At 48.5% G+C, this 25,463-nt stretch carries 26 protein-coding genes and 1 tRNA gene; 12 read left to right on the forward strand and 15 right to left on the reverse strand.

Features of this window, described 5'->3' with window-relative positions; genetic code table 11:
* Positions 1 to 103 precede the first annotated feature (103 nt).
* Positions 104 to 2,974 (forward strand): autotransporter domain-containing protein, encoded by a 2,871-nt coding sequence (locus HYX48_02080; GenBank protein ID MBI2742688.1) that lies wholly within the window; start codon positions 104 to 106, stop codon positions 2,972 to 2,974.
* A gap of 87 nt (positions 2,975 to 3,061) precedes the next feature.
* Positions 3,062 to 3,814 carry a glucose 1-dehydrogenase gene (locus tag HYX48_02085; protein ID MBI2742689.1) on the forward strand — a complete coding sequence of 251 codons (753 nt, stop codon included), beginning with the start codon at positions 3,062 to 3,064 and terminating at the stop codon, positions 3,812 to 3,814.
* Between the two features lie 18 nt (positions 3,815 to 3,832).
* On the opposite strand, the gene HYX48_02090 is transcribed toward HYX48_02085, so the two are convergent.
* The 7 genes from HYX48_02090 to HYX48_02120 all read right to left on the reverse strand — a co-directional run bounded on the left by HYX48_02090 (position 3,833) and on the right by HYX48_02120 (position 9,803).
* Entirely contained in the window at positions 3,833 to 4,852 is a 1,020-nt protein-coding gene (locus HYX48_02090) for an alcohol dehydrogenase catalytic domain-containing protein (GenBank protein ID MBI2742690.1), read from the reverse strand.
* A 238-nt stretch (positions 4,853 to 5,090) separates the two neighbouring features.
* Positions 5,091 to 5,852 (reverse strand): hypothetical protein, encoded by a 762-nt coding sequence (locus tag HYX48_02095; protein ID MBI2742691.1) that lies wholly within the window; start codon positions 5,850 to 5,852, stop codon positions 5,091 to 5,093.
* Positions 5,853 to 5,935: 83 nt separating this feature from the next.
* Positions 5,936 to 6,484, reverse strand: a complete 549-nt coding sequence (locus HYX48_02100) for a hypothetical protein (GenBank protein ID MBI2742692.1) — start codon at positions 6,482 to 6,484, stop codon at positions 5,936 to 5,938.
* Between the two features lie 319 nt (positions 6,485 to 6,803).
* Positions 6,804 to 7,145, reverse strand: coding sequence for a helix-turn-helix domain-containing protein (locus tag HYX48_02105; GenBank protein ID MBI2742693.1), 342 nt, complete (start codon positions 7,143 to 7,145; stop codon positions 6,804 to 6,806).
* Positions 7,126 to 7,467, reverse strand: a complete 342-nt coding sequence (locus HYX48_02110; protein ID MBI2742694.1) for a type II toxin-antitoxin system RelE/ParE family toxin — start codon at positions 7,465 to 7,467, stop codon at positions 7,126 to 7,128. Before HYX48_02110 ends, HYX48_02105 begins: the two co-directional genes overlap by 20 nt.
* Positions 7,468 to 7,708: 241 nt before the next feature.
* A tRNA-Phe gene (locus HYX48_02115) sits at positions 7,709 to 7,781 on the reverse strand.
* A gap of 90 nt (positions 7,782 to 7,871) precedes the next feature.
* A complete protein-coding gene (locus tag HYX48_02120; protein MBI2742695.1) occupies positions 7,872 to 9,803 on the reverse strand; it encodes a PDZ domain-containing protein in 1,932 nt (643 codons plus the stop codon).
* Between the two features lie 234 nt (positions 9,804 to 10,037).
* On the opposite strand from HYX48_02120, the gene HYX48_02125 reads away from it, so the two are divergent.
* Genes HYX48_02125 through HYX48_02145 form a run of 5 tightly spaced genes read left to right on the forward strand, consistent with a single transcriptional unit; the run spans position 10,038 to position 13,706 of the window.
* Positions 10,038 to 10,412: a 30S ribosomal protein S12 gene (locus HYX48_02125; GenBank protein ID MBI2742696.1), complete on the forward strand. Its 375-nt coding sequence runs from the start codon at positions 10,038 to 10,040 to the stop codon at positions 10,410 to 10,412.
* A gap of 38 nt (positions 10,413 to 10,450) precedes the next feature.
* Positions 10,451 to 10,924, forward strand: a complete 474-nt coding sequence (gene rpsG, locus HYX48_02130) for a 30S ribosomal protein S7 (protein ID MBI2742697.1) — start codon at positions 10,451 to 10,453, stop codon at positions 10,922 to 10,924.
* Positions 10,925 to 10,940: 16 nt separating this feature from the next.
* Positions 10,941 to 13,031, forward strand: a complete 2,091-nt coding sequence (gene fusA, locus HYX48_02135) for an elongation factor G (protein MBI2742698.1) — start codon at positions 10,941 to 10,943, stop codon at positions 13,029 to 13,031.
* Between the two features lie 56 nt (positions 13,032 to 13,087).
* Positions 13,088 to 13,408 carry a 30S ribosomal protein S10 gene (rpsJ, locus tag HYX48_02140; protein MBI2742699.1) on the forward strand — a complete coding sequence of 107 codons (321 nt, stop codon included), beginning with the start codon at positions 13,088 to 13,090 and terminating at the stop codon, positions 13,406 to 13,408.
* A 4-nt stretch (positions 13,409 to 13,412) separates the two neighbouring features.
* The gene (locus HYX48_02145) at positions 13,413 to 13,706 is read left to right on the forward strand and encodes a hypothetical protein (protein MBI2742700.1); all 294 of its coding nucleotides are present in this window, start codon (positions 13,413 to 13,415) and stop codon (positions 13,704 to 13,706) included.
* A gap of 129 nt (positions 13,707 to 13,835) precedes the next feature.
* On the opposite strand, the gene HYX48_02150 is transcribed toward HYX48_02145, so the two are convergent.
* The 3 genes from HYX48_02150 to HYX48_02160 all read right to left on the reverse strand — a co-directional run bounded on the left by HYX48_02150 (position 13,836) and on the right by HYX48_02160 (position 15,843).
* The gene (locus HYX48_02150; GenBank protein MBI2742701.1) at positions 13,836 to 14,171 is read right to left on the reverse strand and encodes a hypothetical protein; all 336 of its coding nucleotides are present in this window, start codon (positions 14,169 to 14,171) and stop codon (positions 13,836 to 13,838) included.
* Between the two features lie 77 nt (positions 14,172 to 14,248).
* Entirely contained in the window at positions 14,249 to 14,728 is a 480-nt protein-coding gene (locus HYX48_02155) for a hypothetical protein (protein MBI2742702.1), read from the reverse strand.
* Positions 14,728 to 15,843 carry an FtsW/RodA/SpoVE family cell cycle protein gene (locus HYX48_02160; protein MBI2742703.1) on the reverse strand — a complete coding sequence of 372 codons (1,116 nt, stop codon included), beginning with the start codon at positions 15,841 to 15,843 and terminating at the stop codon, positions 14,728 to 14,730. The genes HYX48_02155 and HYX48_02160 overlap by 1 nt, the downstream gene beginning before the upstream one ends.
* Before the next feature lie 126 nt (positions 15,844 to 15,969).
* Between HYX48_02160 and HYX48_02165 the strand changes: the two genes are divergently transcribed.
* Positions 15,970 to 16,701 (forward strand): biotin--[acetyl-CoA-carboxylase] ligase, encoded by a 732-nt coding sequence (locus tag HYX48_02165; protein ID MBI2742704.1) that lies wholly within the window; start codon positions 15,970 to 15,972, stop codon positions 16,699 to 16,701.
* A gap of 1 nt (position 16,702) precedes the next feature.
* Here the strand turns inward: HYX48_02165 and HYX48_02170 are convergent, their stop codons facing one another.
* Genes HYX48_02170 through HYX48_02185 form a run of 4 tightly spaced genes read right to left on the reverse strand, consistent with a single transcriptional unit; the run spans position 16,703 to position 19,643 of the window.
* Positions 16,703 to 17,443: a NifU family protein gene (locus tag HYX48_02170; GenBank protein MBI2742705.1), complete on the reverse strand. Its 741-nt coding sequence runs from the start codon at positions 17,441 to 17,443 to the stop codon at positions 16,703 to 16,705.
* On the reverse strand, positions 17,427 to 18,569 hold the full coding sequence (locus HYX48_02175) for an aminotransferase class V-fold PLP-dependent enzyme (GenBank protein MBI2742706.1): 1,143 nt from the start codon (positions 18,567 to 18,569) through the stop codon (positions 17,427 to 17,429). The genes HYX48_02170 and HYX48_02175 overlap by 17 nt, the downstream gene beginning before the upstream one ends.
* Positions 18,566 to 19,258, reverse strand: a complete 693-nt coding sequence (locus HYX48_02180; GenBank protein ID MBI2742707.1) for a 2,3-bisphosphoglycerate-dependent phosphoglycerate mutase — start codon at positions 19,256 to 19,258, stop codon at positions 18,566 to 18,568. Before HYX48_02180 ends, HYX48_02175 begins: the two co-directional genes overlap by 4 nt.
* 25 nt (positions 19,259 to 19,283) lie before the next feature.
* Positions 19,284 to 19,643, reverse strand: a complete 360-nt coding sequence (locus tag HYX48_02185) for a hypothetical protein (GenBank protein MBI2742708.1) — start codon at positions 19,641 to 19,643, stop codon at positions 19,284 to 19,286.
* A gap of 146 nt (positions 19,644 to 19,789) precedes the next feature.
* Here HYX48_02185 and HYX48_02190 point away from each other — a divergent pair, with 146 nt between their 5' ends.
* The 3 genes from HYX48_02190 (at position 19,790) to HYX48_02200 (ending at position 22,905) form a co-directional block, all read left to right on the forward strand.
* On the forward strand, positions 19,790 to 20,494 hold the full coding sequence (locus HYX48_02190) for an rRNA pseudouridine synthase (GenBank protein MBI2742709.1): 705 nt from the start codon (positions 19,790 to 19,792) through the stop codon (positions 20,492 to 20,494).
* A 307-nt stretch (positions 20,495 to 20,801) separates the two neighbouring features.
* Entirely contained in the window at positions 20,802 to 21,476 is a 675-nt protein-coding gene (locus tag HYX48_02195) for a TIGR00153 family protein (protein ID MBI2742710.1), read from the forward strand.
* A gap of 4 nt (positions 21,477 to 21,480) precedes the next feature.
* A complete protein-coding gene (locus HYX48_02200) occupies positions 21,481 to 22,905 on the forward strand; it encodes an inorganic phosphate transporter (protein ID MBI2742711.1) in 1,425 nt (474 codons plus the stop codon).
* A gap of 788 nt (positions 22,906 to 23,693) precedes the next feature.
* On the opposite strand, the gene HYX48_02205 is transcribed toward HYX48_02200, so the two are convergent.
* On the reverse strand, positions 23,694 to 24,668 hold the full coding sequence (locus HYX48_02205) for a ferrochelatase (protein MBI2742712.1): 975 nt from the start codon (positions 24,666 to 24,668) through the stop codon (positions 23,694 to 23,696).
* Between the two features lie 40 nt (positions 24,669 to 24,708).
* On the opposite strand from HYX48_02205, the gene HYX48_02210 reads away from it, so the two are divergent.
* Positions 24,709 to 25,461, forward strand: a complete 753-nt coding sequence (locus HYX48_02210) for an amino acid ABC transporter substrate-binding protein (GenBank protein ID MBI2742713.1) — start codon at positions 24,709 to 24,711, stop codon at positions 25,459 to 25,461.
* Positions 25,462 to 25,463: the final 2 nt, after the last annotated feature.

A 25,463-nucleotide genomic window follows, 5' to 3' on the forward strand; every position in this document is an offset into this window, starting at 1 on the left:
TACGACAGCAAAAAAAGGTTAGCAACTTCTAAAAGAATAAAACAAAAAATTTACTGTAAATGGTGACTCCATCTACTGTGTGTAAAAAATTGAGGTAGCTCTAATGGCCAGAAACCGGATAGAAAATTTTACGCTTAGCATCGCCACTCTCGCTCTCCTGGGGATCACCTTCCCCGCAGAGACAGTAACCACAAGTTGGAAAGCAACTCCTTCAACTAATGACATAAGAAATGGTTCCAACTGGAGCACAAATAGCCCCCCGGGAAGTTCCGATGTGGGACGTTTTTCCACCTCCACAATAACCGCTCTCCAGCTCTCTCCCACTGCAACTCCGGCTTTCTTCAACGTTGGAGAGTTTCACTTTGCCAACACAGCTCCCTCCTACACATTTGCCATCGCAGGATCACCTACAACCTCAAGCGCTCTTCGAATGCTGCAAGCGGGCATCACCGCAGACGTAGGCGCTGCAAGTCAGACATTTAACAGTGGAATTCAGGCCCAGATTCAATTTTCAGGAAGCTCATCTGCAGATGCTTCAGGAACTGGGCTTATTACCTATAACGTTACAGGTAGTCCGACAAATACCAGCACTATGGTGTTAGAAAACAGCGCAACTCTGGGAAGCGCAAACGTCAATCTTTCCAACCGTGCCCGACTTCTCATAGTAGACTCCTCCTCGGCAGGAAGCTCCACCATTACTGCAAACTCTTCATCACTGGTCTTTACAGATTCTACTACTGCAAGTAGCGCTTCTCTTAATTTAACAAATGGCGCCTCTCTGAGCTTTCAAGAATCTTCGTCCGCCGGAAATGCAACTATCACTCTTAGCGGAACTGATACAAAAGCATTTTTTTTAGGAGACCATTCAGGGGGAAACTCTGCTCTCACAGTCAACTCAAATGCAACTGTGAGCCTCTTTAGCAGCGATACATTTGGATCAATCGCAGGTAATGCAACGGGAATAATAGCATTTAATGATTTTCTTACAGTTACCGTGGGTGCAAACAGCAATAATACAACTTTCTCGGGGATCCTGAATGGCGCGGCAAACTTCACAAAAGTTGGCTCGGGCACCTGGATCTTCTCACCTTCAAACTCTAGCTCCTACGTCGGGACACTTATAATAGATGATGGCATCCTTGCACTCCCCGCAGTAGGAGCAATCGGCTCTAATTTAGACTTTCAAACAAATGGCCCAGGTATATTCCGTTTAGATGGAAGCAATGCCATTGGCTCCATTGGAAGCGACGCTTCTGGATCGATTCTATTTCAAGGCAATACGTTAACTACAGGCAGCTCCAATGCAAATACCGTGATTGCAGGTCCTCTAACAGGTCCAGGAAACTTAACGAAAGTCGGTCTCGGTAGAATGAATATCACGAGCGTCAATCCTGGCTTCTCTGGTGCGATCGCTGTGAATGAGGGAAATTTAGCCATAAACGGCTCCCTCGGAAGCAGCTTCTCTGTTGGACCAAGCGGAACACTCTCGGGATCGGGGGTGGCGTTTGGCGTTGTAAATAACAATGGGAAAGTAGCGCCTGGCAACTCGATCGGCTCGCTTGCTGTGGGCTCTTATGTGGCAAATGCAGGATCGATCACCCAGATCGAAGTGGGAGAGAATCTATCTTCTCAAATCGAAGCACAGAATGGGTTGGGTGCGGGAACTGTGACGATCAATAATGGAGCAGTACTCGAACTGACTTTTGATAATGGAGTGATTTACAACAACGGAGCCCTCTACACGATTATCACAGCTGAGAGCGGCTTTACAACTCCGACACACTTCGCTGTTGCGGGAATGCTTCCTGGCCACGTCTTCCAAGTGAACTATCTCACCAACGAGATCCAGCTGCTTCTAGCTGAGTTCGATTTTATGGAAAAGACGCTTTCCGGCGATGCGAAGACCGTTGCGGGCATTTTAGATCAGCTAAATCCCGCTTTTGGAAGCGATCTCAGCAACGTTATGGGTGTGCTGCAAGGGCTTAGTGGAGACGCTTACGCAGATGCGCTAGATCAGATGCAGCCCTCCGCTCTGAATGCTCTAGCCATCGCACAAGAGAACAATAGCACGCGCGTTACTCAAGCAATCTCAGACCGCATGCTCCAGCTCTACGAGACCTCCTGCTCAGGCGGCTGTGCACCTCAAAAACAGTGGACATTCTGGGGCGATATTCTCGCAGATTTTCAGAGGCAAGATGCTATCGAAGATCAGGTGGGCTTCAGAGCTAATACGGGGGGAATGATTGCAGGGGTCGAATATGGCTGCCTGAACCACTTCTTTGTTGGAGCAAGCACCGCCTACACCTATACAGCTCTCGATTGGAAGGCCTCCAGAGGCGATGCCTCCATTAATACCCTCTATGCCGACATCTACGCCGCCTGGTTTAGTAAGTATGCCTATGCTAACGCCTCTCTTCTCGGTGGTTACAACTGGTATGGGGTCGACCGCGAGATCGAGTTCATGGACCGTACTGCAGAAAGCGACCACACGGGCGTTGAATATGATGCGCACTTAGAAGCGGGCCTCCTCTTTTCGATTAAAAAATTTGAGATCCGCCCATTCGACTCTCTCGACTACATCTACTTGCATGAGAAGGCATTCTCCGAAACAGGAGCTAGAAGCCTCAACCTCGCTGTGAGCTCAAAAGTCTCCAACATGCTACGCAACGAACTTGGACTTGGCTTTGCGCGCTGCTTCGCCTTCACAAAGTGGAAGTTTGTTCCCGATCTAAAATTCAGCTGGATCCGCGAGGTGCGCTACCGCGGTGAGAAATATACGACTAGACTGATTGGAACGGGATTACCATTTGAGGTGTTTGGGATGAAGCCCAACAGAAGCCTCTTTGGCGCAGGCGCAGGTCTCACAACCCTCTTCCTCGAAGAGAGAATGGCAGCTACCCTGCGTTATAACGGCGAATTTCAAGGCCAGTACTCCGACCAGAATGTGAACTTCCAGCTAGCCTATAAATTCTAACTGGCTATTTACAAACAACTTGCATCCGACCAATTTAACGCCTATGTTAAATTGGTCGCGACCAAAATAACATCAAGGAGACAAAACATGTCTAAGAAGCTAGCAGGTAAGATCGCAGTCGTAACAGGCGCATCCAAAGGAATCGGGGCTTCTATCGCTCGCCTTTTCGCAAGTGAAGGTGCCACGGTGGTTGTAAACTACTCTTCTAGCAAAGAAGATGCCGGCAGAGTCGTGCAAGAGATTGAGAAGAACGGAGGCAAGGCACTTGCTATCCAAGCTAATATGGCAAACCAAAAGGAGATTCAGCGCCTCTTTTCCGAAACAGAGAAGGCGTTTGGCAAGCTCGATATCCTCGTAAACAATGCGGGCATCTATAATTTCCTCTCTCTCGAGGAGAACACCGCCGAACAATTTCACAAGATGTTTGATCTAAACGTACTTGGTCTAATTCTTGCTTCTCAAGAAGCTATCAAAAAATTTGGCTCACGAGGAGGAACGATATTAAACATCAGTTCGATTGTGAGCATCGACTCCCCTCCTGGAACATCGATTTATAGCGGGACAAAAGGCGCTGTCGATGCCATTACTAGATCGCTCGCAAGAGAGCTGGGCCCGCGCAAAATTCGCGTTAATAGCATTAATCCCGGATTGATAGAGACAGAGGGAACCCACGCGATGGGCATTGTCGAGAGCGAATTCCGCAAAGAGATCGAGCAGAGAACTCCTCTTGGAAGAATTGGAAAGCCGCAAGACATCGCCCAGGCAGCTCTCTTTCTCGCCTCAGATGACGCGTCATGGATTACTGGCGAATCGCTATTCATCACTGGCGGTTACAGATAGAGCGGTAACCCGCAGATACTACTGACCGGTGGTGAGGACAACGCGGAAGCGAGCCTTGCCACTCATCATCCGGTCGTAAGCTTCCGTTGCTTTTTCTAGAGGGAAGACCTCATTCATCGAGCGGATGCCGGCTTGCGCGCTAAAGTCCATTGTCTCTTGTGAATCCATAGCCGTTCCGGAGGCCCAACCAGCCACCGTACGACTTCCTGCGATCAGCCACATAGGTTGTACTTCTAGAGGAGCGTCTGCCACACCGGCGATAATCAGTTTTCCGTTGATAGAGAGACCGTTTAAAAGGGCTTGTATTGCTTTAGCATTAGTGATTGTAGAGAGGATGACTTTGGCGCCTCCGAGCTTGGTTAACTCTTGAGCAGGGTCTTGAGTTTGACTATCGATGTAGTGGCGCGCTCCCAGCTTTTTAGCCAGAGCCTCTTTGTCCTTACCTCGAGCAATCGCGATGGTATTAAAACCCATCTTGGCAGCGAACTGAACGGCCAGGTGGCCTAGTCCGCCTACTCCGAGAATAGCAACAGAGTCGCCAGCTCGGGCTCCGCTGTTTCTAAGAGCGTTAAAAGTGGTAATGCCCGCACACATTAATGGACCTGCTTCCACAGCAGAGAGCTCCTCTGGAATCAGAGCGAGCGCTTCTATCGGGGCGATCATATACTCTGCGTATCCACCATCATAGGAGATGCCGCACACTTTCATATTGCTGCAATTGACAAAGTCCCCATGGCGACAGGGAGTGCACCGCGTGCAGTAGCCACCATGCCAGCCAACTCCTACCCTCTGCCCCGGTTTCCAAGTGACAACACCCGGGCCTACGCTATCGATGACTCCAGCAACCTCGTGTCCAGGCACTCTAGGATACTGGATTCCAGGAAAAGTTCCCTCTTTGGCAAAACAGTCGCTATGACAGACACCGCACGCCTGCACCTTAATTCTTACGCTACCCGCTGGCGGCTCGGGTATATCCCTTTCTACCAGCTCTAAAGGTCCATTAGGTCGACTAACTTGCACCGCGCGCATCTTCTTCATAGGTCCTCCGTTTTCCCAAAACTCTCACAAGCTGTGGATTTTGTAAAACGGAGTTTTATCTGCGGCTTCTTAGAGACCGTTAACGGAAGTTTTCATTTGCTGTTCAATTTCTTTTTTGTTCGGATTAATTTTTCGAGCTCACCAACTTGATTTAAGTTGCTGTCGCTCTCCAAAAGTAATCCACTCCAAAAAATCGAATTGCCCCTCAAATGAACATTTCCGCTAACAGTCTCTTAGCTTAAGCTGTCTTGCTATCGCCCTTACCTTCCCAAGAATCTGCCAGAGCTTCGACCTCCTCTTCTACCGGCTTCCCTCCGGCACCCGAAGCAGACGCTAAACCAAGACCAGATTCTGAATCGTCATCAGAATCCGCCTTTCTATCCTTGGAGGCTGCCGCTCTTTCCCTCGCTCTCTCTGCGTCCATCTCTCTAACCGCTCTTTCTGCAGGACTTCTAAAGGAGTCCCAATACGCTTTATCATAAGCATAAGGATCTGTCTTAGTGAGATGGCGGACTGGATCGACTACAATCGTCTGCTCTGCAGCATCTTTTGGAAGAGCCTTTCTAGCTGCGTCTATACCATTACTATGATCTATGATCCCATTCTTAGTTTGACCTGCATAGGAGTTGTCAATCACCTCAATAGCACGAGCTGAAAATGGAATTTTCTCTCCTCGAAAGATCGTCTGTGAAGTGTTTTGCGCGCCGTCTGTGTGAACAACAAACTTAACTGAAGTTGCGCTTCCTGGCACGGTTACGTGAAGAGTGGTGGGCTTCCCAATAGACTGACTTGCCACCTCCCACTTACACCAATCACCCTTTTTTACACATGCAGATTGCTTGAATTTGATCACCTCGAAAAAAAGTCTGCAGACGACTTTTGGAAATACGATGAGATCAAACTGAAAACTCTCCTGAGAAGAGCTTGCAGTTGAAAGACCCTGAACTTCTGTTTTTGCACCTGCACCTGCGCCTAAACTTGTTGCTGAACCTGCTGACATACTTACCTCCGTTGTTATTAAGTTATTAATCGCCCGAAGATAGTAGATCGCTTATCGAGAATTTGTAAATCCAAAAACTCTGCTCAAGATGCTCTCTTGCTTTCCGTCTTTTTTTCTACTGCACCTTTGGCAGGCACTGAAACAGCTTTAGACTCGGACGTATCGCCGATAATAATCGTCAGATTGCGGGAACTTTTAGAAACAAGCTTTTCAATTTTAGTTACATCATGAGTGAAAATGTCATTCTGACAACCATTTACTGAGCATGTATACTCGTACACCTCAATGCCGCTCGACGCGAATGGGATCTTCTCGCCTCGATAGATCGTATGCGATGCGCTGTTGCGCGCCTTCTCTGTATGGACAGCAAACTTAACTTGGGTTGCACTTCCTGGAACAGTTATGTGAAGAGTGGTGTGATACACCATGCTCTCAGTTTTTGCCGTCCATCTTGACCAATATCTCGGCAGATCGGATGTTTTCATTCCGGGAAACACTCTGTTTTTGATCACCTCAATAGAGAGCGTGCATGCAACCCTAGGAAGCACTATCAGATCAAACTGACAAGTTCCTTCTGAAGAGCTCGCACCTGCTACTTTTGAAGCTCCCACTGATGTTGTTGAACCTGCCACACTCTCCTCCAATATAATAAATTAGACCTCTTTCGAAACTCCATTTGCTCGTAAAAAGAGGTCTATTGGCGTGAGACAGTAGATCGCTTATCTCAAATTTGTAAATGGAAAAACGGCGAGCTTGGGCAAACTCACTTTTCTGCTAGCGATAAGCTATTAACAGGAGCGGTAAAAAGATGATAAGTGGCGCTTGCGAGGCAAAGTTAGATAAAAGCGGCAGGGGTCCGAGTGAGGAGGCTATAGCAGAACTATGATCGACGAGAGAGGATTGATAAGGCAAAACCGCAGTAAGACAATTCTCGCCTTTTTACCGCCTCTGCTAATGAACACGCCTTCTTGGATTTTGATGCGGATAGATGCCCTCATCGACAATTTGAAGAAGGCGAAGAGCCGCATGGCTTGGAAATCTTTCGCCTGATTCCCATGACTGAACGGTCTTAACACTTACATTAAGAACTTTTGCGAAGATCGACTGAGAATATCTTCTAGCTGCCCTAATCCTCTTGACATCCTTCGCTCTATATATAGCTGGGGGCTCAGGAATTTCAATTTCTTCAGAAGTAAGAGTGAGCTTACCTTTTTTGTATGCGATGACATCTTCAAGACCTGCTTTCAAGCCTTCAAAAAGCCTGCTTCCGCTTTTATCTTTTTTTGATTTCATCGGTAAACTCCTTCAATACTTTTTTCTCACCAGAAGAGAGGTCTTCTTTTTCATTCTTTCCATATACGAAGATCAAAAAAATCTCCGCGTTAGCGACATCTTCAAAATAACACACTCTAAATCCTCCCCTCGCTCCTTTGGAAGAGGATTTTAAACGAACCTTTCGAACGCCCCCAGTTCCTGAGATAACGTCACCCAAATCAGGATACTCCGTTATCTTCTTTTTAAGAGCTTCATAATCTTCATGAAAAACTCTTCTCTTTCTGATTAGCTCACCTATTTCCTTCTCAAAACATCTGGATAAAGTGATGCGTCTTTTCATACCAACATATACTACACTGTAGTATGTTTCAGTCAAATAAAAAACTTTGCATCAGGATAAGCACAGAAGCGAAACCGTTCGCCTGCTTTCAGGCACAAAAAAACCCCGCAAAAGCGGGGTTTTGATTGGCCAGAACTGTGAACCCGGTGCCCGCCGGTTCGGTCGCAAGCAACCTTCACTTCGATTCCAGACGCAAGCCAAGCTGTTGGCTTGCTTTCGTTCAAGTTTTTTAAGGAAAATGTGGCCAGAACTGGAATCGAACCAGCGACACAAGGATTTTCAGTCCTCTGCTCTACCGACTGAGCTATCTGGCCATAGAAAAACAGGAAGATTCCTGTTAAAATGGATCAATTAACATAGGAATCCCCGACATTTTCTGCAATCCTTATTAAGCGGGGGATAGTTTAAGAGGCCTTGCTCTGCTCGATGATCATATCCTTGAGAATATTGACAGCTTCGTTCATCTGCAGATCGGCATCGCCCCAGTTCTCTTTTTTCTGGAGGGGGGTGTCAGCTTTAAGGCTTTTTAAGAAGGTCTGAAAGTTTTTGCTCTTTTCTAAGCGCTGAGCGCTGTTGGCTTTCAGGAGAGGACAGATCTGGGTCCAGAAGGACTGCTTTTGTGTTTGGGGAAGCGACCTCTGCCACCAGTGCTCTTTCTTCTTGTCCAGCTCGCTTGCGGGCTCGACATAAGCCGAGGGAAGGCGGTCATTTTTTAAAGGATATTCTAGATAGCGCTCGCCGATCTTATATACGGAGTAAGCGGTAGGAACGACGATATCGGCTTTTACCCCTTCAATCTGAGTGGATCTTCCGGAGACGGTGTAATATTTACCGACAGTCACTTTGAAGAAGGTTGAAGGACCCCTCTCCGTAACATTCTGATACTGGATGCTCCCTTTACCATAGGTCCTCTCATCGCCGACGACGAGAGCTGTTCCATAGTCTTGGAGAGCCTGTGCGACGATCTCGGCGGCTGAAGCTGAGGCCTTTGATGTGAGAACAAGAAGAGGGCCGGTATAATAGACTCTTCCATCGATATCTCGAAGGTACTGGAGCTCGCCTTGAGCATACTTGGAGATCACGATGACTCCGCTATTGATAAAGAGCCCTGCTACCTTAACCGCTTGATTTAGGAATCCGCCCAAATTCTCGCGAAGGTCCAGAACGACTCCGCGGATCTTTCCATTCACTTTCAAACGTCTTAGCGCCTCTCTCATGTCTCTTTCGCAGCTGGAACCCTCATCGCTCTCATAGAAGGAGGGGAGTGTAATCTTCGCAATAACCCCATCTCCAAAGGCCTCAGCAACTGCGCTTAAACGCTCGCTCTGCATCACGATCTTTTCGCGTTTTAAATTCACACGCAGGAGCCTCTCATCCCCTCCATTCAAAAAGCGCTTAACTCCCAGAGCAACCTCTTTTCGCCCGTCGCCTTTCAGCTTTTCAAGGACCTCTTCATAAGGGTCTTGGACCACAGACTTCCCATCGATTTCCACGAGAAAATCTCCAGGCGCAATCATGCCGCATCTCTCTGCCGGGCCGCCTTTAATTAGATCGACAATGATTACACCTTCGACATCCTCCCTTAAGACAACGCCGACACCTTCAAACTGCTTCTCTAAGCTCGTACGCATTTCAAACGCCTCTTCAGGGCTAAAGAATGCGGTATGGGCATCTAAACTCTTCGCCATCGCTTTCAGAATGTGTGTAGCGAGGTAGTGCTCTCCCTTCTTTCCTGATAGATAAGCCTCTTCATAACGTCTTAATCGCTTTTCTAAAAAAGCGAAGATCTTGGCTCGTCGTTCGATCGTCCAGGGCATCCCAGGCGTTTGGCGTTTTTCTGCATAAAGAAAGCGGAGAAGTTTTTTTCGGATGCGCTCTCTCTGCTCATCTTCAGAGGCGGCCTGGTTTAAATAGGACTCCCCTGGCACTGCGCTAGGCTGATCTACAGTTAGGATGAGCTCCCTTTCAACCTCTTCGCGCACCTCGCGAGCCCGTTCGATTGCTTTTGCAATAGTGGCATTGAGGTGGGCATACTCTTTATAATCATCATTATAGTAGGACTCGACAACCTCTTCAGCGCCCCTATCTGAAAGCTCTAAAAATCTGCGGGTTTCATCTTGTAGGAGGTAGCTTCTCTCCAGATCAAACTGCTCTAAAAATAATTTAAATGAACGTCGAGCAATGAGTGGAGAAAATTCTTTAAATTCCACGTGATAGCTGAGCATCTGCTGCATCGTAGGGCGGATATCCCCTCGATTCAGAGACCTTTCATAGGAGGTGCCCCTATCTGCAAAAGAGAGAAGAAAGAGCAGAATTATGAGAAAATGGCGATGCATCGCTCTCCTATTATTTGGAGCTTAAGACTCTGTTTACCTCATTTAAATTTATTTTTTACATCTATTTTTTCGATGAGGGCTCTCTCTATTAGCCGAGAAACACAGCGACTCTCGAGGCCTCTATCGGGGCCCAGAGCGGTAGTTTTAGCAGGGGAAAGGATTAGTTTTTGCAAATAATTCAGTGTCAGGATATATTCGCCGGTTATCTTATGTTTTTATGAGGAGAGAGGCTCAATGCCCACCATTAATCAGCTGATCCGCGACGGACGCGCAGTGAGAAAAAAGCGCAAAAAATCCCCTGCACTGCAGCACTGCCCTCAAAAAAGGGGTGTGTGCCTCCAAGTGAAAACTAAAACTCCCAAGAAGCCTAACTCGGCGCTTAGAAAGGTCGCTTGGGTGCGTCTTTCTAACGGTCAAGAAGTTATCGCCTATATCGGCGGTGAGGGCCACAACCTCCAAGAGCACAGTATCGTTCTCGTTAGAGGCGGTCGTGTAAAGGATCTTCCAGGCGTTCGCTACCATATCGTCCGCGGAACGCTGGACTGTGCGGCTGTAAAAGACCGCAAACAGAGCAGATCGAAGTACGGGGCAAAACGTCCTAAGAAATAATTTCCAATTTTCCCAACTTGCAACGCGAGGAAGAGTAGATGTCACGTAGACGTCGCGCAGTAAAAAGAGAGACCGCTCCAGATCCCGTTTATGGCAGTCACATGATTGCTAAGTTCATCAACAAAGTGATGAAAGACGGCAAGAAAACTACAGCTCGTCGCATTTTTTATAATGCGCTCGACAAATTCGTAAAACGCGTGAAAGCTGAAGATCCTTTGACAGCATTCGAACAAGCGCTTGAAAATGCGAAACCCACACTTGAAGTAAAATCTCGCAGAATCGGCGGCGCAACCTACCAGGTGCCTGTCGAGATCTCTCCAGATAGACGCACTTCAATGGCATCGAACTGGATCATCGCCCATGCTCAGCAGAAGGCGGGCCGTTCTATGGAAGAGGGTTTAGCTTCAGAGCTTGCGGACTGCTACCAGAATCAGGGCGCGACAATTAAGAAAAAAGACGACACCCACCGCATGGCAGAAGCGAACCGCGCTTTTGCTCACTACAAGTGGTAACGAGATAGGGAGAGATATGGCCAAGCGATCAGAGACTGATAAGTTAGAGAATGTGCGCAACATCGGGATCATGGCGCACATCGATGCCGGAAAAACGACAACGACAGAGCGTATTCTATTCTATTCCGGACGTCTCCATCGTCTCGGCGAAGTTCACGAGGGCGCTGCCACCATGGACTTTATGGAACAGGAGCGTGAGCGTGGAATCACGATCACCTCTGCTTCCACAACTGTCTATTGGAAAGACTCCAAGATCAACATTATCGACACCCCTGGCCACGTCGACTTCACAATTGAAGTGGAGCGCTCCCTGCGCGTTCTCGACGGAGCAGTTGCAGTATTCGACGCGGTAGCCGGCGTGCAGCCGCAATCTGAAACTGTTTGGAGACAAGCGGAGCGTTATAAAGTTCCTCGCATCGCCTTTATCAACAAGATGGATCGCGTTGGCGCAGACTTCTTCAACAGCTTAAAATCGATGATCGAAAAACTGGGCGCTAATGCTATTGCAGTCCAGTGCCCGATTGGCTCTGAATCTGAGTTCAAAGGGATGGTCGACCTCGTTACAATGAAGGCTTACCTCTTCCTCGATGAAACTCTCGGCGCAAAATACACAACTACAGAAATTCCAGCAGATCTTCTCGACAAGTGCAAACAGATGCGCTCTGCTCTTTTAGAAGAGCTCGCAACAATCGATGAGAGCAATGAAGCCTTCATGATGAAGGTTCTGGAAGATCCAGCTTCTCTTACTGAAGCAGAGATCCATGCAGCTATCCGCAAAGGCGTTGTCACCAACAAGTTCACACCTGTTCTCTGCGGAACCGCCTTTAAGAACAAAGGGATTCAGCCGCTTCTCGATGCAGTTGTGCACTGGATGCCATCTCCTCTCGATCGCGGTATGATTAAAGGGATCAACATTGACACTGGCGAGCCGATGGAGCTCAAGCCAGACGATAACGCTCCCCTTGCTGCGCTCGCATTCAAAATCATGTCTGACCCTTACGTGGGCAGACTCACATTCGTACGTGTTTACGCAGGAACGCTCACAAAGGGCACCAACCTGATTAACACGACAAAAGACAAAAAAGAGCGCGTCTCTCGTCTTCTTGAGATGCACGCTAACCAGCGTAAAGATCGCGACGAGTTTTTCACCGGCGACATCGCAGCTTGCATCGGCTTGAAATACACGAGCACCGGAGATACTCTCTGCTCTGAGGACAGCCCTCTTCTCCTTGAGAAGATGGAGTTCCCAGAGCCTGTAATCTCTATGGCGATTGAGCCTAAGTCTAAGGGCGATCGTGAGAAGCTCTCTATGGCGTTAAGCTCTCTCTCCGAAGAAGATCCTACCTTCCGCGTTCAGACCAACGAAGAGACTGGTCAGACAATTATCGCGGGAATGGGAGAACTTCACCTAGAGATCTTAAGAGATCGTATGTTCCGCGAGTTCCACGTAGAAGCGAACGTCGGTAAGCCTGAAGTGGCATACAAAGAGACGATCACTCAGCCTGGAAACAACGAGACCAAGTACGTTAAGCAGACAGGCGGCCGCGGTCAATACGCGCACGTCTGCATCGAGATCGAGCCGAACGAGAAGGGCAAAGGAAACGAAGTCGTCAGTAAGATCGTCGGCGGCGTTATTCCAAAAGAGTACATCAATCCTTGTATTAAAGGGATTGAAGAGGGACTTACAACTGGCGTACTCGCAGGCTATCCCCTTGTCGACGTTAAAGTGGCAATTACCTTCGGTTCTTACCACGAAGTCGACTCGAACGAGATGGCGTTTAAGATTTGCGCATCTATGTGCGTAAAAGAAGCTGCGCGTAAGTGCAGACCGGTTCTCCTTGAGCCGATCATGAAAGTGGTTGTAACCACACCTGATCTCTCTATGGGTGATGTAATCGGCGACTTAAACCGCAGACGCGGCAAGATTTTAAACCAGCAGACGCTCAAAAATATTATTGAGATTGAAGCTGAGGTTCCGTTGAGCGAGATGTTTGGTTACTCGACACAATTGCGTTCTATTAGTTCTGGTCGTGCGTCATATACGATGGAACCGAGCCACTTTGAGCGTGTACCAGCGAAGATCCAAGAAGAAATTACGAAAAAATAAGCGAGGGCTAGGCGGCTATTACGCCGCCTGTCCACAGCCAAAAAACAAAGAGAGTTATGGCAAAGCAGACCAAGAAGAAGATAAGAATAAGACTCAAGGGCTACGATTCAAGAGTCCTCGACCGTTCAACTGCGGATATCGTTGAGACTGCAAAACGCACTGGTGCGAGAATTGCAGGACCTATCCCTCTTCCAACGAAGAGAGAGATCTTTACAGTCCTACGCTCTCCTCACGTCGACCGCAAGTCGCGTGAACAGTTCGAAATGCGCACTCACGTTCGCATGCTCGACATCCTCAACCCAACTCCAGACACGATCGACAAGCTGAAAGTATTGCCTGTTGCTGCTGGCGTTGACATCAAAATCAAAGCGTCATAATTCCATGAGCCAACCCTTACGCTGCTTCCTAGATGCGCCTAATGCTGACATGGCGTTTCTAGGATGCTTACTCCCTTCCAAAGAGCAGGCGCCCATTGAAGGGTCTCAGTTTTCCCCTAAAATTACTGAACCCTCTTCATCTTCTGGGCAGACTTGCGAACAGCTTAAGTTTCGACTCACAATATGTGATTCTTCGCACTCATTTACTGTGGAACAACTTTTTCAATCTCATCTAGAAGCTTTTAAAGCTGGCATGAAAGCCCAGAAAGAAGCTTCCCCCGCTTGTGCCATCCTCTAGTTTTTTTAAAAATCAAACAAAAAGAGTAACAGGATAAATAGGATCACCCCTTGCATAGCAAGGGAGCGGCAAGATAAGCAGGATCAGAATTTTTCCCTATTCTACTTATCCTGTAACTCTTCTCACAGATTATTTGAGGGGGATGTAGGGGTAGTTGGGATCTTCTTGGTAGATTAGATCGTATGCGGGCTCTTTCTCTCTTGTAACCCGTTTAGAAACGACCTTTCCTTGAGAGACTTTAAGAAAATAGTGGTACTCGGAGACGAACTGGTTGTCGACGGCAAAACGCTCATGGTACTCATACTCTTCAAGCCCACCGCCTTTAGAATGAATAGCATAGGGCTCGCCCGCTTTCGCAACGACATCGGAGATTGGGGTTCCCAGTGAGATGCTATCAAAAGTTTCGCGCGTCATGATTGCGCTTCTAGAAAAGCATGAGGTGAGAAGAATAAGGGCAAGAATCATTAGACCTCTTACGCAATTCCATTTAATTGCGAATTTTTCCAAACAAAGCGAATTACGCAAGAGGTCTATTAAAGATTTCACTGATTTTCTTCCTCTGTTATCTCTTTGGTCTCGCTCGCAGCCCTCATCCAGACCTTCCCTCGGATTACAGTCCGGAACTGATCAGCAGTCGCATACTCTGCTCGCATGAGATAGCTGCCATCTTCTTGCTTCTCGTAAAATTCAAAGCCCTCAAATCCTAAATCTTCAACTCTAAACTCCCAACCGATCACCTTCTCGCTGATCACGCCAGTCCCGGTTACCCTGCCGAGTGCGGGGTTCTCGAGATCTACAGAGAAGCCATTCGGAGATAAGTTAAAGAAAGAGAACTGGTTGTGCATCACATCTGATAAGCCCTTCACCTGAATCTCTTGAACACACTCAATTTTGCCTGTTGGGTCAACCTCTGAAACAGACCAGCGGGTCACAAAGCCGAGCTCCTCGTCGACCATGTTAAGCTGAATCTTACCCTCTCCAAGCCAAGAGCTCGGTGCAAAAATGAATGCGTGATTTGTCATTAGAACATGAACCTTCTGCTGTAAATACTCTGCAAAATCCCTAGCGCAGTCATTGTCGATAGTATCGATGAACCGCCATAGGTAACCAGAACAAGCGGCACCCCCGTAATCGGCAAAAAGCCGCACATCATCCCCATATTGACGATCATGTGCATAGCTAAATACACTGTGATCCCCGCAGAGAGAAGGCGCCCAAAACGGTCCTTAGCTACTGCTGTTACCTGAAAACTAAAATAGATTAAACCAAAAAAGAAGAGGAGGAGCAAAAAGACCCCTACTAGACCAAACTCTTCAGCATAGGCGGCAAACACGGAGTCGGTATGAGCTTCCGGAAGCCACTGCCTGCCTGTGAATTCGCTCTTGCGCCAGCCGCTGCCCGTCAGCCCTCCAAGAGCGATTGCCGTCTGCGAAGCCCTCTGGTGGTAGGTATTAGGATTGAGACGCTCATACTGATACTCTTTAATCACCTTAGTGGCGTAGGGGCGCAGCTCCTCGTGCGATAGTATCCCAAGGAACATCAGGCTGACGAAAACGAGCCCGGCGATGCCCAAAAGAGACATGATCGCAGTCACTCTCTTCTTAATCCCTCCAAAGTAGAACATGACAAGGGCAATTGGATAAAGCACGAGTGCAGTTCCAAGGTCGGGCTGTTTCAAAATTAAAATAAAAGGAATGAGGACGATCAGAATCGCCTGCCAGGTCGACCTTCGCTGCTGCGTCTCATTTGTCCGATTTTCAAGAAACCAGCTGAGCGCAATCACAACGATGAGCTTGGCGTATTCAGAGGGCTGCACGGCGATCCCGATAAATGGCAGGCGGTACCAGCGGTGAACATTCTGAATCGGAGCGGTAAAAAAGAGGCCAATAAGGAGGATGAGCATCCCGATATAGAGGATCCACGCCCACTCTCGAAACTTTCGATAGTCGAAGCCTGCAAAGAAGAGGAAGACGGCAGAACCCAAGGCAAACCACTGGAGCTGGCTCTGCGTTAAAGGCGTGAGAAAGCCCTCCTCACCGGTTGTTGCTGAGATGACCAGTAGACTGATCATCATGAGCCCCAAAAGGATAGGGATCACTCTAAAATCGATGCGGCTTAGATACCTATGATCCCACATTTTTCTTACCTCTTCTTCAGGATATGGTAGGCCTCTAGTGAAGTCAAGGCAGGAGCAAAAGATAGAGATTTTATCTAGAATCTCAACTATACTTTCTAAAAAATAGTGAACGCTTACGCTCTTAAGATGCGAAAAAATATTTACTATCTTCACTTTGATACGATCGACTCGACCAATACCTGGGCAAAAAAGAATGCCGAGACATTGGATCCCGATCATTTAACTTGCATCACAGCTCTTGAACAAACCGCAGGAAGGGGCCGATTTAAAAGAAGCTGGACCTCAGGCAGAGCTCAGAACATCACCGCTACTCTCTTTTTCACACTTCCGAAAGAGAGCACAATTCTTTCAAATATCGGTCAGATTCTCTCCCTCTCTTGCGCATTAGTTCTGGAGAAGCGGGGCTTCTCTCCTCAAATCAAGTGGCCCAATGATCTGCTCCTATCTGGAAAGAAAGTTGCGGGAATATTATGCGAGACAGTCACATTAGAAAAACGACTCGCAATCGCGCTTGGAATCGGCATTAACGTCAACATGACAGAAGAGCTTTTAGAGACGATCGATCAGCCCGCAACTTCGCTTGCACAACTCAGTGGACACACCTGGGATCTCGAGCAGATTCTCGAACCAGTGCTGAAACAGTTCCTTATCGACCTCGAGCTTCTAGAAAAAAAGGGGTTCTCGGCATTTCAAGAGGCTTATCAGGCGCGTCTGGCCTTCGCTGGGCAGACGATCACTTGCGCCGATGGGATGCAGAACACGCGAGGCACATGCCACTCAGTCAGAGATGACGGCAGACTCAACCTTCTTCTCCCCAATGGCAGCATGACCACCGTCTCAGCGGGTGAGATCTTCTAAGTTATGTTGGAACAATGATGAGGTCGGGATAGATCTTGGCGCGCAGAATCTGTTGAATTGAGTTGAGCGTCGCACCAGTTGATGAGTAGCACGTTGTGCAGGCGCCTTGATAGGAGATGAGCACTTCGCGCTCACCTACGAAATCGACGACTTGAACGCCGCCTGCATCGAGCTCCACGTAGGGTCGGATATCTCTAGCAATTACCTCTTCGATCACACTCATCTTCTGAGCCACAGAGAGCCCTTTCCAGCCAGGATACTCAACCTTCTCGCCTAGATCCATCTCCTCATCCGAAATAGGAGGAGCCACATAGGCGTCGACAATTGGAATGTCCATGCACTGCTCTGCCGCGCGCTCCACTGCTTCTATCACCTGGTTGAAAACCCAAGCTGTCTCTTCAGAAAAGGCGCTCTCCTCGTTCTTTCCTCGCATCTGCTTATCCAGAAGCTCCGCAGAGAGCCTTCTCGCTTGCTCATAGTTTTTGCGAAGGAGAAGTCCGCACGCGTAATCGGCTATCGCGATCAATTCAGGCGGGCCAAAGGCTTGAAATTTCGCATCTGCAATCACCCCATCTGTCGGATCGACCAGAAGATAGAATTGCACGAGGCGCCCAAGCTCCAAAGAGCCCTCTCTGCCTATCGCAAGTCTCATCATCTTCGCTGCAGCTTCTTCAGCTGTGATGTGACCTGCGCTTAGCGCATTTTCTAAATGGCTTAAATTCTTTTTACTGAGCTGTTGCATAGTCACTGATTAATTTTGACGAGTAGGTGCGAAGCTTTCTAACCGCAGCTACAATTTTTTCAAGCGCATAGTCGATCTGCTCTTCAGTTGTCTCGTGGGAGAGCGCAAAACTAAGCGTCGTATGCGCAAGCGAGCTCTCCACTCCTGAGCTCTGAAAGAGCTCACCAAGAAGTGGACTTCCTAGAGCTGCATGGATGCCATCTTTCTGCAGAAGAGAGAGAAGAGCTTCTTTATGAGCGCCCGGAAATGCGATTGCGCTAATATGCGGCACTCGATCGCTCTGAGAAAAAAGCGGAGCGACATCTGGAAGGTGCCTTGCAAGCTCCTCTTCTAACTTAGCTCTTAATCTAGCCGTCTCTAAACAGACATGGTCTATCGAGTCGTAGAGCAGCTCCTGTGAGTGAGAGAGTGCGGCTATTGAAGCTGCAAAACTCTCTTCATCACTATCTCTGATTGCTGAAGCAAAGACTCCTTTTTTTAAGAGCAGCCCGGCTGCTTCAGGAGCATGAAGGGATCTGCCCTCAAAAGTGAGAAAATCGGCTTGGAGGTCTTGAAAACGAAAGAAGAGCTTGCCAAGCACTGCGCTTGCATCGAGGTGAAGAAGGACCCCCTTCCTCTTGCACACCTCACTTAAGTCTAGAGCGGGCTGAATCACACCCGTAAAAGGATGCGCCCAAGAGAGAGAAACGAGAGCAGTGCGAGGTCCAATTGCAGCTTCCAGTGCTTCCGGAGTGAGCAGACCGCGAGAGTCGAGAGAGGTAGTTTTTAATGTGCAGCCCAGTTTTTGTAGATGTTTGGCTCCCGATGCTTCAGAAAGGTCTCCTGGAGCAAAGAGAAAGTGATTGCGCCCTGTCTCTCGTGCTACTTCGAGATACACAGCTAGCAGGAGCCGCTGAATAGCCACCTCTCCGCTGCTTGCAAAAACAAACTGATCATCCGCTGCCGCACCTAGTCGCAAGCAGATATTTTGAGACTCTTTTTTATAAACCGAAGCGAGAAGCGCGCTGATAGGCTGTCCATGATGAGGCGCCTCCCACATCTCTTTTTGAAATGAGAGAGCTCTCTCTTTCACAGACGGAAAAGGAGGTGAAAGTGTCTGATTGTCTAGATATGCGCTTCTCTTCATTTTACAGAAGGCTCTTTTTCCCACACGTGGTCGTGGAAGTTGTAGATCACAGGCTTACCGGTAGGAAGCTCCAGCTCTACGACCTGTTCTTTCGTTAGACCATCGAGATGCATCATGATTGCACGCAGAGAGTTTCCATGGGCGGAGATAAATACATTTTTACCCGCTTCGAGATAGGGAACGACCATCTCTTTAAAATAGGGTATAGCACGCGCTGCCGTCATCGCCAGGCTCTCGCCTTCAGGCGGGGCAACGTCAAAACTGCGTCTCCAGATCTTGACCTGCTCTTCTCCGTATTTGTCCATCATCTCGCGCTTGTTCATACCTTGCAGGCGTCCATACATTCTCTCATTGAGCTGCCATGCGGCAATCACAGGAGTGCACGTCTTTTCAGCTTCTTTGCTATAGATCTGGGCCCACTCTTCGAGTTTGCCTTGACCCCGGTGGAGAATACGTGGAACTTTCTTCGAATCATGAACGCTCATTACGAGCATGGCTGTCATTTCCGCGCGCACAAGAGAGGAGATGAAGATAACGTCGAACGGAATGTGCGCAATCTTTTTTCCCGCATCTAGCGCTTCCTGGATTCCTTCAACACTCAGAGGGATATCCACCCATCCTGTAAAAAGGTTGAGCTTATTCCACTCCGACTGCCCGTGTCTCATCATGACAAGTTTTGCTTTCGACATAATCTCAATCCTACCAGGCGCATACCTATTCGGCAATCAGCGTCTTTGATATGTTCTCATGCTTTTCAAGGACCGGAAGCCCATTTGCGATGTGAAAGAAGTAGGCTGTATTCATGGGCGATTGCAGAGCTGAAATGAGCACAGATCCTGTAGCTGGATCGATGATCGTTAAATGGTAGCCGCCTTTGTATAGGAGAAAATCCTCTCGAATCAGAATCTCTTCGCTGCTCTGATTAGATATGATAATTCCACCATGCAGTGCGATCTTCTCTCCCGGCCGCAAAGAGCCCTCCATGGGACGTGTATCGTAAGGAATGCGCAAAGCCTCTTGATGACTCTGCTTCTGGATATGATGCTGGATATTTTGATGTAACTCTGCTTGCATAAAAAACCTTCTTTTTAAAGAAAAATATGGTAATTAATTACAACAAAGATACCACGATTGTTTATATAATAAAATTAAAATAGTTTCTGCGGAACTCTTGATTTTCTATTTGTGGTTTTTGCTTTCATTATTCTATTATGTCCCCTATGGAAACAAAAAAACGTCTAAGTAAGGCGCTTGCTGCTGCAGGTGTCGCCTCAAGAAGAGCTTGTGAAGAGCTCATCTTCGCCGGAAAAGTGAAGGTAAATGGAAAGGTGGTCTTCGTTCCCCAAACTCTTGTCTCTTGGGAGCACGACACCATTCAGGTGCATGGAAGGCTGATTTCGAACGAAGAAAAAAAAGTCTATTATATTCTTAATAAGCCTACGGGATACATCTGCTCGAACGCCCGTGTAGGCACAAAAAAAATTGTCACAGATTTATTTGAGCCTCTCACACACCGCCTCTTCACAATTGGCCGTCTCGATAGAGACACAACAGGACTTATACTTGTTACCAACGATGGCCACTTTTCTCAGAAAGTGATCCACCCCTCATCGAACGTTCAGAAAGAGTATCTCGTAAAAGTTCAAGAAGAGATTAAACACGAGCATCTTGAAACAATTGGACGCGGAGCTGAAATAGAAGGCACTTGGGTAAAACCTCAGCGTGTTACCAAAGTTCGCCGCGGCACCTTAAAAGTCGTCGTCCTCGAAGGAAAAAAGAGAGAAGTTCGCTATCTAGTAGAAAAAGCAGGATTGCAGATTCTCTCCCTCGAACGCATCCGTATCGGCGGCCTCACACTCGGACGTCTCGCCCTCGGCGCCTGGCGCTCCCTCACCGAAAAAGAGAAAGAAGCCATCTTCCAATAGGAAGAGAGCGCTCGGAGAAGAAATGGACATAAACGGACGAGAACGGACAGGAAATGGACGAAAATGGACACGCGCTAAAGAAAGAATTCTTTTCCTCTCTCTTGCCCGCCTGTCCATTTTCTGTCCGTTCTTGTCCATGAATGTCCGTGTTCTCAGGCGGGCTAGGCCGTAGGCCTTCTTCTCCGAGCGCTTCCCAGGCGGGCTAGGCCGCAGGCCTTTTTCCCCACGCGCTCTTCGCGAAGACCGAAGGCCTTAGCAATAAAAAGAAGAAGTTGTATAATGCGCTTTCTTTTTGCAAGGTCAAACGATGCTCACAATAGCCAGACTTTTCGGAAAATCTCCTTTTGCTCCTCTACAGAGCCACATGAATAAGGTGGCTGGCTGCGTGGAGAAGCTCTCGCAAGTGATCTCCTCCCTTTCTGAGATCAGCAAAGGAGATCTCGAAAAGCTCGTGGACGAGCTATGCAAGTTAGAGCATGAGGCCGATCTAACAAAAAACGATATCCGCAACCACCTGCCGCGAAGCCTCTTCCTCCCGATCGACCGCGGTCAATTTCTTGAAATTCTATCGATCCAAGATAGCATCGCTGACAAAGCGGAAGACATCGGCATTCTCCTAACTCTGCGTCCACTGGTTCCATTTAAAAATTTCAAAGAAGAGATTCTTGCACTCTTTCAAAAAAGCGCGGTGGTCTTCTGGGATTCAAAACACATTATTGAAGAGATAGATGAGCTTCTCGAATCCTCATTTGGAGGCATTGAAGCGGAAAAAGTTAAGGAGATGGTCGAGCAGACTGCCTACAAAGAACACGAGGTCGATCTCATGCAAAGAGGGCTCATGAAACAGCTCTTTTCAAGTGGCGATTCGCTCTCGGCTCCCGATTTTCATCTATGGCATAAACTGATTGAAGAGATCTCTGGGCTCTCCAATCTCTCTGAAAAATTGGCAAACCGCATCCGGATGGTGCTAGAACTTAAGTAGAGGAATGGAAGTCGAATCGATTCTTAGAATCCTTGTTCTCGCCATCGGTTTTTACATGGCGTGGAATATCGGCGCAAATGATGTCTCCAATGCGATGGGAACATCAGTGGGGTCAGGAGCGCTGACGCTGCGTAGAGCCGTAATTCTCGCTGCTATTCTTGAATTTTGCGGTGCTTTTTTTGTAGGCGCTCCCGTAACGGAGACGATGCAAAAAGGGCTAATAGATACCACTCTCTTTGCCTCGCAGCCTTTAATTCTAATTCTTGGCATGTGTGCAGCCCTCTTGGGTACAGCCCTCTGGCTTCAGATCGCTTCGATATGCGGCTGGCCCGTCTCGACCACTCACGCAATTGTCGGAGCCATTCTGGGCTTTGGAGCTCTAGTAGGCGGAGCAGATGCGATCAACTGGGGAGAGACCGGTTCAGTCGCCATCAGCTGGGTGCTCTCACCAGTCTTAAGCGGGCTCTTCGCCTTCCTGCTTTTCAATCTTCTGCAGAAGAAAATTCTATTTACGATGAATCCGACGGAGTCGACACTCAAGCTCTTCCCCCTGCTCATCTTTTTCGTCTTCGGGACCTTCACTCTCAGCCTCATCTTCAATGGCCTCGAAAATTTAGACCTCAGCCTCTCCTTTCCTGAAGCCCTTGGAATCGCACTCCTCGTCGGCCTCATTTGCGCCACCATATGCTACTTCATTCTTAGAAGAGCTGCCTTCCCTCTCGCCGCTGAAGCGACCGTCTCAAGACATCTACCGCAGCATGTTATCAGCTTGGAAAAAGCGGTTAAACACTTGCAGCGCGTACACGTCTCTTCCTCCCACGATACGCACGAGAAAGTTGGAACGCTTCTGGAAGAGGTAAAGACTCTCTCTCAGAGATTACGCAAGGAGACCAGCTTTGCTGAAAGAGCCTCTGAATACCATGTTGTGGAAAAACTATTTGGTTACTTGCAGATCTTCAGCGCCTGCTTTGTCGCTTTCGCCCATGGAGCCAACGACGTAGCGAATGCGATCGGTCCCGTCGCTGCAGTTCTCGACATCATTAAAAATGGCGTCATCCCAGAAGTTGCTTCTGTGCCTACCTGGCTGCTGGCCTTTGGCGGTCTTGGTATTGTCATTGGTCTTGCCACCTTCGGCTGGCGCGTGATGGAGACAATTGGCAAGAAGATCACAGAGCTCACTCCAACACGCGGCTTCTGCGCTGAGTTTGGAGCAGCAACCACCATTCTACTCGCCTCAAAAATGGGCCTTCCGATCTCGACGACTCACTGCCTTGTAGGAGCGGTCCTTGGCGTCGGAATGGCGCGCGGTTTTCGCGCCCTAAACATGTCGACCGTCCGCGAGATCATCCTCTCCTGGATCGTAACAATCCCCGCCAGCGCCATCATCAGCATCCTCTGCTTCTACATCCTCAAATTCATCTTCGTCTAGCCACATCTGTAATTAATTTTTGCATTCAGCAGAATAGACATGTCGGGTAGGCCAGGAGAAAGCTTCGCTTTCTCTCGGGGCCTCCCTGCGACCCTCTTGCGCTGCATCTCGCTTTGCCAAATCGCGTCCTCGAAGAAGGGGTGTACAGAGTACTACCCCGTTGGCGCGCTCGCCGCGCTCTCCTGCGGGTGCAATTTTGCTGTGCGATATGCATCGAAGGGCTGCTCAAGGCGCTCATTCCCCGCCGGACTTACGTCTCGGTTGCGGGGCCCCTTTCGCGTCCAGTCGCAGTTGTAGATAAAGAGACTGAAGACCTTTCTCTTCAAACTCTTTGCCTAGCCCTGCGACTGGACGCGAAAGGGACCCACGACGTAGGAAGTGGGATGAGCGCCTCGAGCAGCCGATGGCCGCAAGTACTCAGTTCGTACAATTTTTGCACTTTGGGCTGACGTGAAAGCTCCCGCGGTTGAGATGGCGTGAAGGGGGCCGTATTGCATTAATACTGTCCCCTTTCTCGCCATCTCAACCCCGGGGCTTTGACGCAGCCGAAAGCGTAAAAATTTTGCGCACTGAGTACCGGGGCAAAGAGCAATTGCGTCGAAGTTGCGAAGAGCAGTGCTCCGCACGGCGAGCAACCCGAGACGCGATAGCCTCACGTCAGTGAGCGGTGATCAAAGCCCTAGTTAGGCTCAAGGGGGGCAGCTGGGGGGCTCGAGAGAAGGCTGAAAGCACTTCTCCTAGACCCCCGACATGTCTATTCAACTAAAAACACTAGCCCGTTTGTAAAATCATTGCCTGATAAGGGGGGAGTTTTCGGAGTGGGGGCCGTCATGGAGGATTTGGGGGATGGCCGCTAGCCAGTCGGGACGCTGGTTGAGAGCGGGGCAGCGGTAAGCCTTAAGTCCCGCTTCGCGGATCTTCGTCAGATAGAGGGTCTCGATCTCAAAGAGAGTTTCGATGTGATCTGAAGTGAAAGAGAGAGGGATTAACACCACGTGCACTCTATCCTGATTCCATGATCTGATCGACTCGCAAACTTCGTCAGTATAAGGACGAAGCCACTCTCCTCTCCCAAACTTGGACTGGTAAGAGAGGTTAGAAATTGCTAGAGGAAAGGCCTCTGCAATTGCAAAAAAGGAGGCGACGCACTCCTGCTGGTAGGGATCTCCCCTATTCACAAATTTTTGTGGAAGTCCGTGAGCAGAAAAGAGAAGTACCACCTCTTTTTCAGCCAGCTTCTGTTCGGCAAGATACTCTCGTATGCAGCTCTGCATCGCTCTAATATAAGCGGGATGGGTCGCATAAGATTTAATCCAGCGCAGCTTTGCAACCTGTTCCTCAGGCAAATTCTTCTGAAAGAAGCGCGCAATACTCCCGGTAGTGGCATAGCTAAATTGTGGGAACATGGGGAAAACTAGGGTCTCTCTTGCTCCAAAGTCTGCAATCTTCTGTAAAGAGCTGGCGTGAGTTTCAAGAAGATAGCGATGAAAAGTCGCAATGCGGTGACCTGTCATCCGCCGCATAGCCTCTGCAACCGCCTCTGTGTCCTCAAAAATTGGAGAGCGCCCGCCTATCTGCTCATAGTCGTGCTTAACTTTAAGTGTTCTTTTTTTTGCAATGCGTGTGAAAAAAGACCTCTGCAAAAATGAGGGAAAGGGCGTCCGTATCACATCTTCATCGGTCAATAGCTCGATGAGAAAAGACTCGATCTCATCGAGATTTCTCGGGCCACCAAAATTCACAATCAGAGTATTTTTTTCCATCACAGTGACATTTCTCTTTTAATCTGCTAATCTGTGCAGTATGCAAAGAATTCGATTTTCGCTCCTCCTCTTTATCTCTCTTGTAGCATTCGTCTGCGGCTGCTCCGGCGGCTTCAATGGCAGAGAGTGGAAAATTGCAATCGATGAGAGCTGGTATCCGCTTAATCTGATGGGAAGAGATAAACAGGTCATCGGCTTCACCACGGATCTTTTGCAAGAGGTTTCGGCCCTGCAACGAATCAGAATCGTCAGAGTACAAGAGAACTGGAATAACCTACTCTCTCACCTACAGCAGAAACAGTATGAGGGGATGCTCTCTTCGATGTACCCCTATACTTTTTATGAAAAACAGTACGACTTCTCCAAGCCCTTTCTCCTCACTGGGCCTGTTCTAGTCCTCCCTTTCTCCTCAAAAGAGACCTCATTGAAAGCTTTTTCAGGTAAAGAGATCGCTGTCGTCACAGGCTCTCACAACTCTCTTATCGTGGAGAAGTACCCCGGGGTTATCATCCGCAATTATGAATCGATCCCAGATGCGTTTAACGACATCGTAGCAGGCGTCATCGATGGTGCCGTGGTCGATGTTCTCCCTGCCACAGCCTATTGTCAGGATCTCTTTCAGAATCAACTAAAAGTTGCCAGCGCTCCCATGAACGACCAGGGGCTTCGTCTAGTAACTCTGCACGACCAGTCTCCCGAACTCATCGAGTCGTTCAACTCCGCTCTCGAAAAACTGCGAGCAAGCGGAAAATACGCAGAGCTCTCCCGCAAATGGGGCCTCCCCCCTCAATAAGA

It is taken from the genome of Chlamydiales bacterium (assembly GCA_016185065.1).
Classification (GTDB): Bacteria; Chlamydiota; Chlamydiia; order Chlamydiales; family Rhabdochlamydiaceae.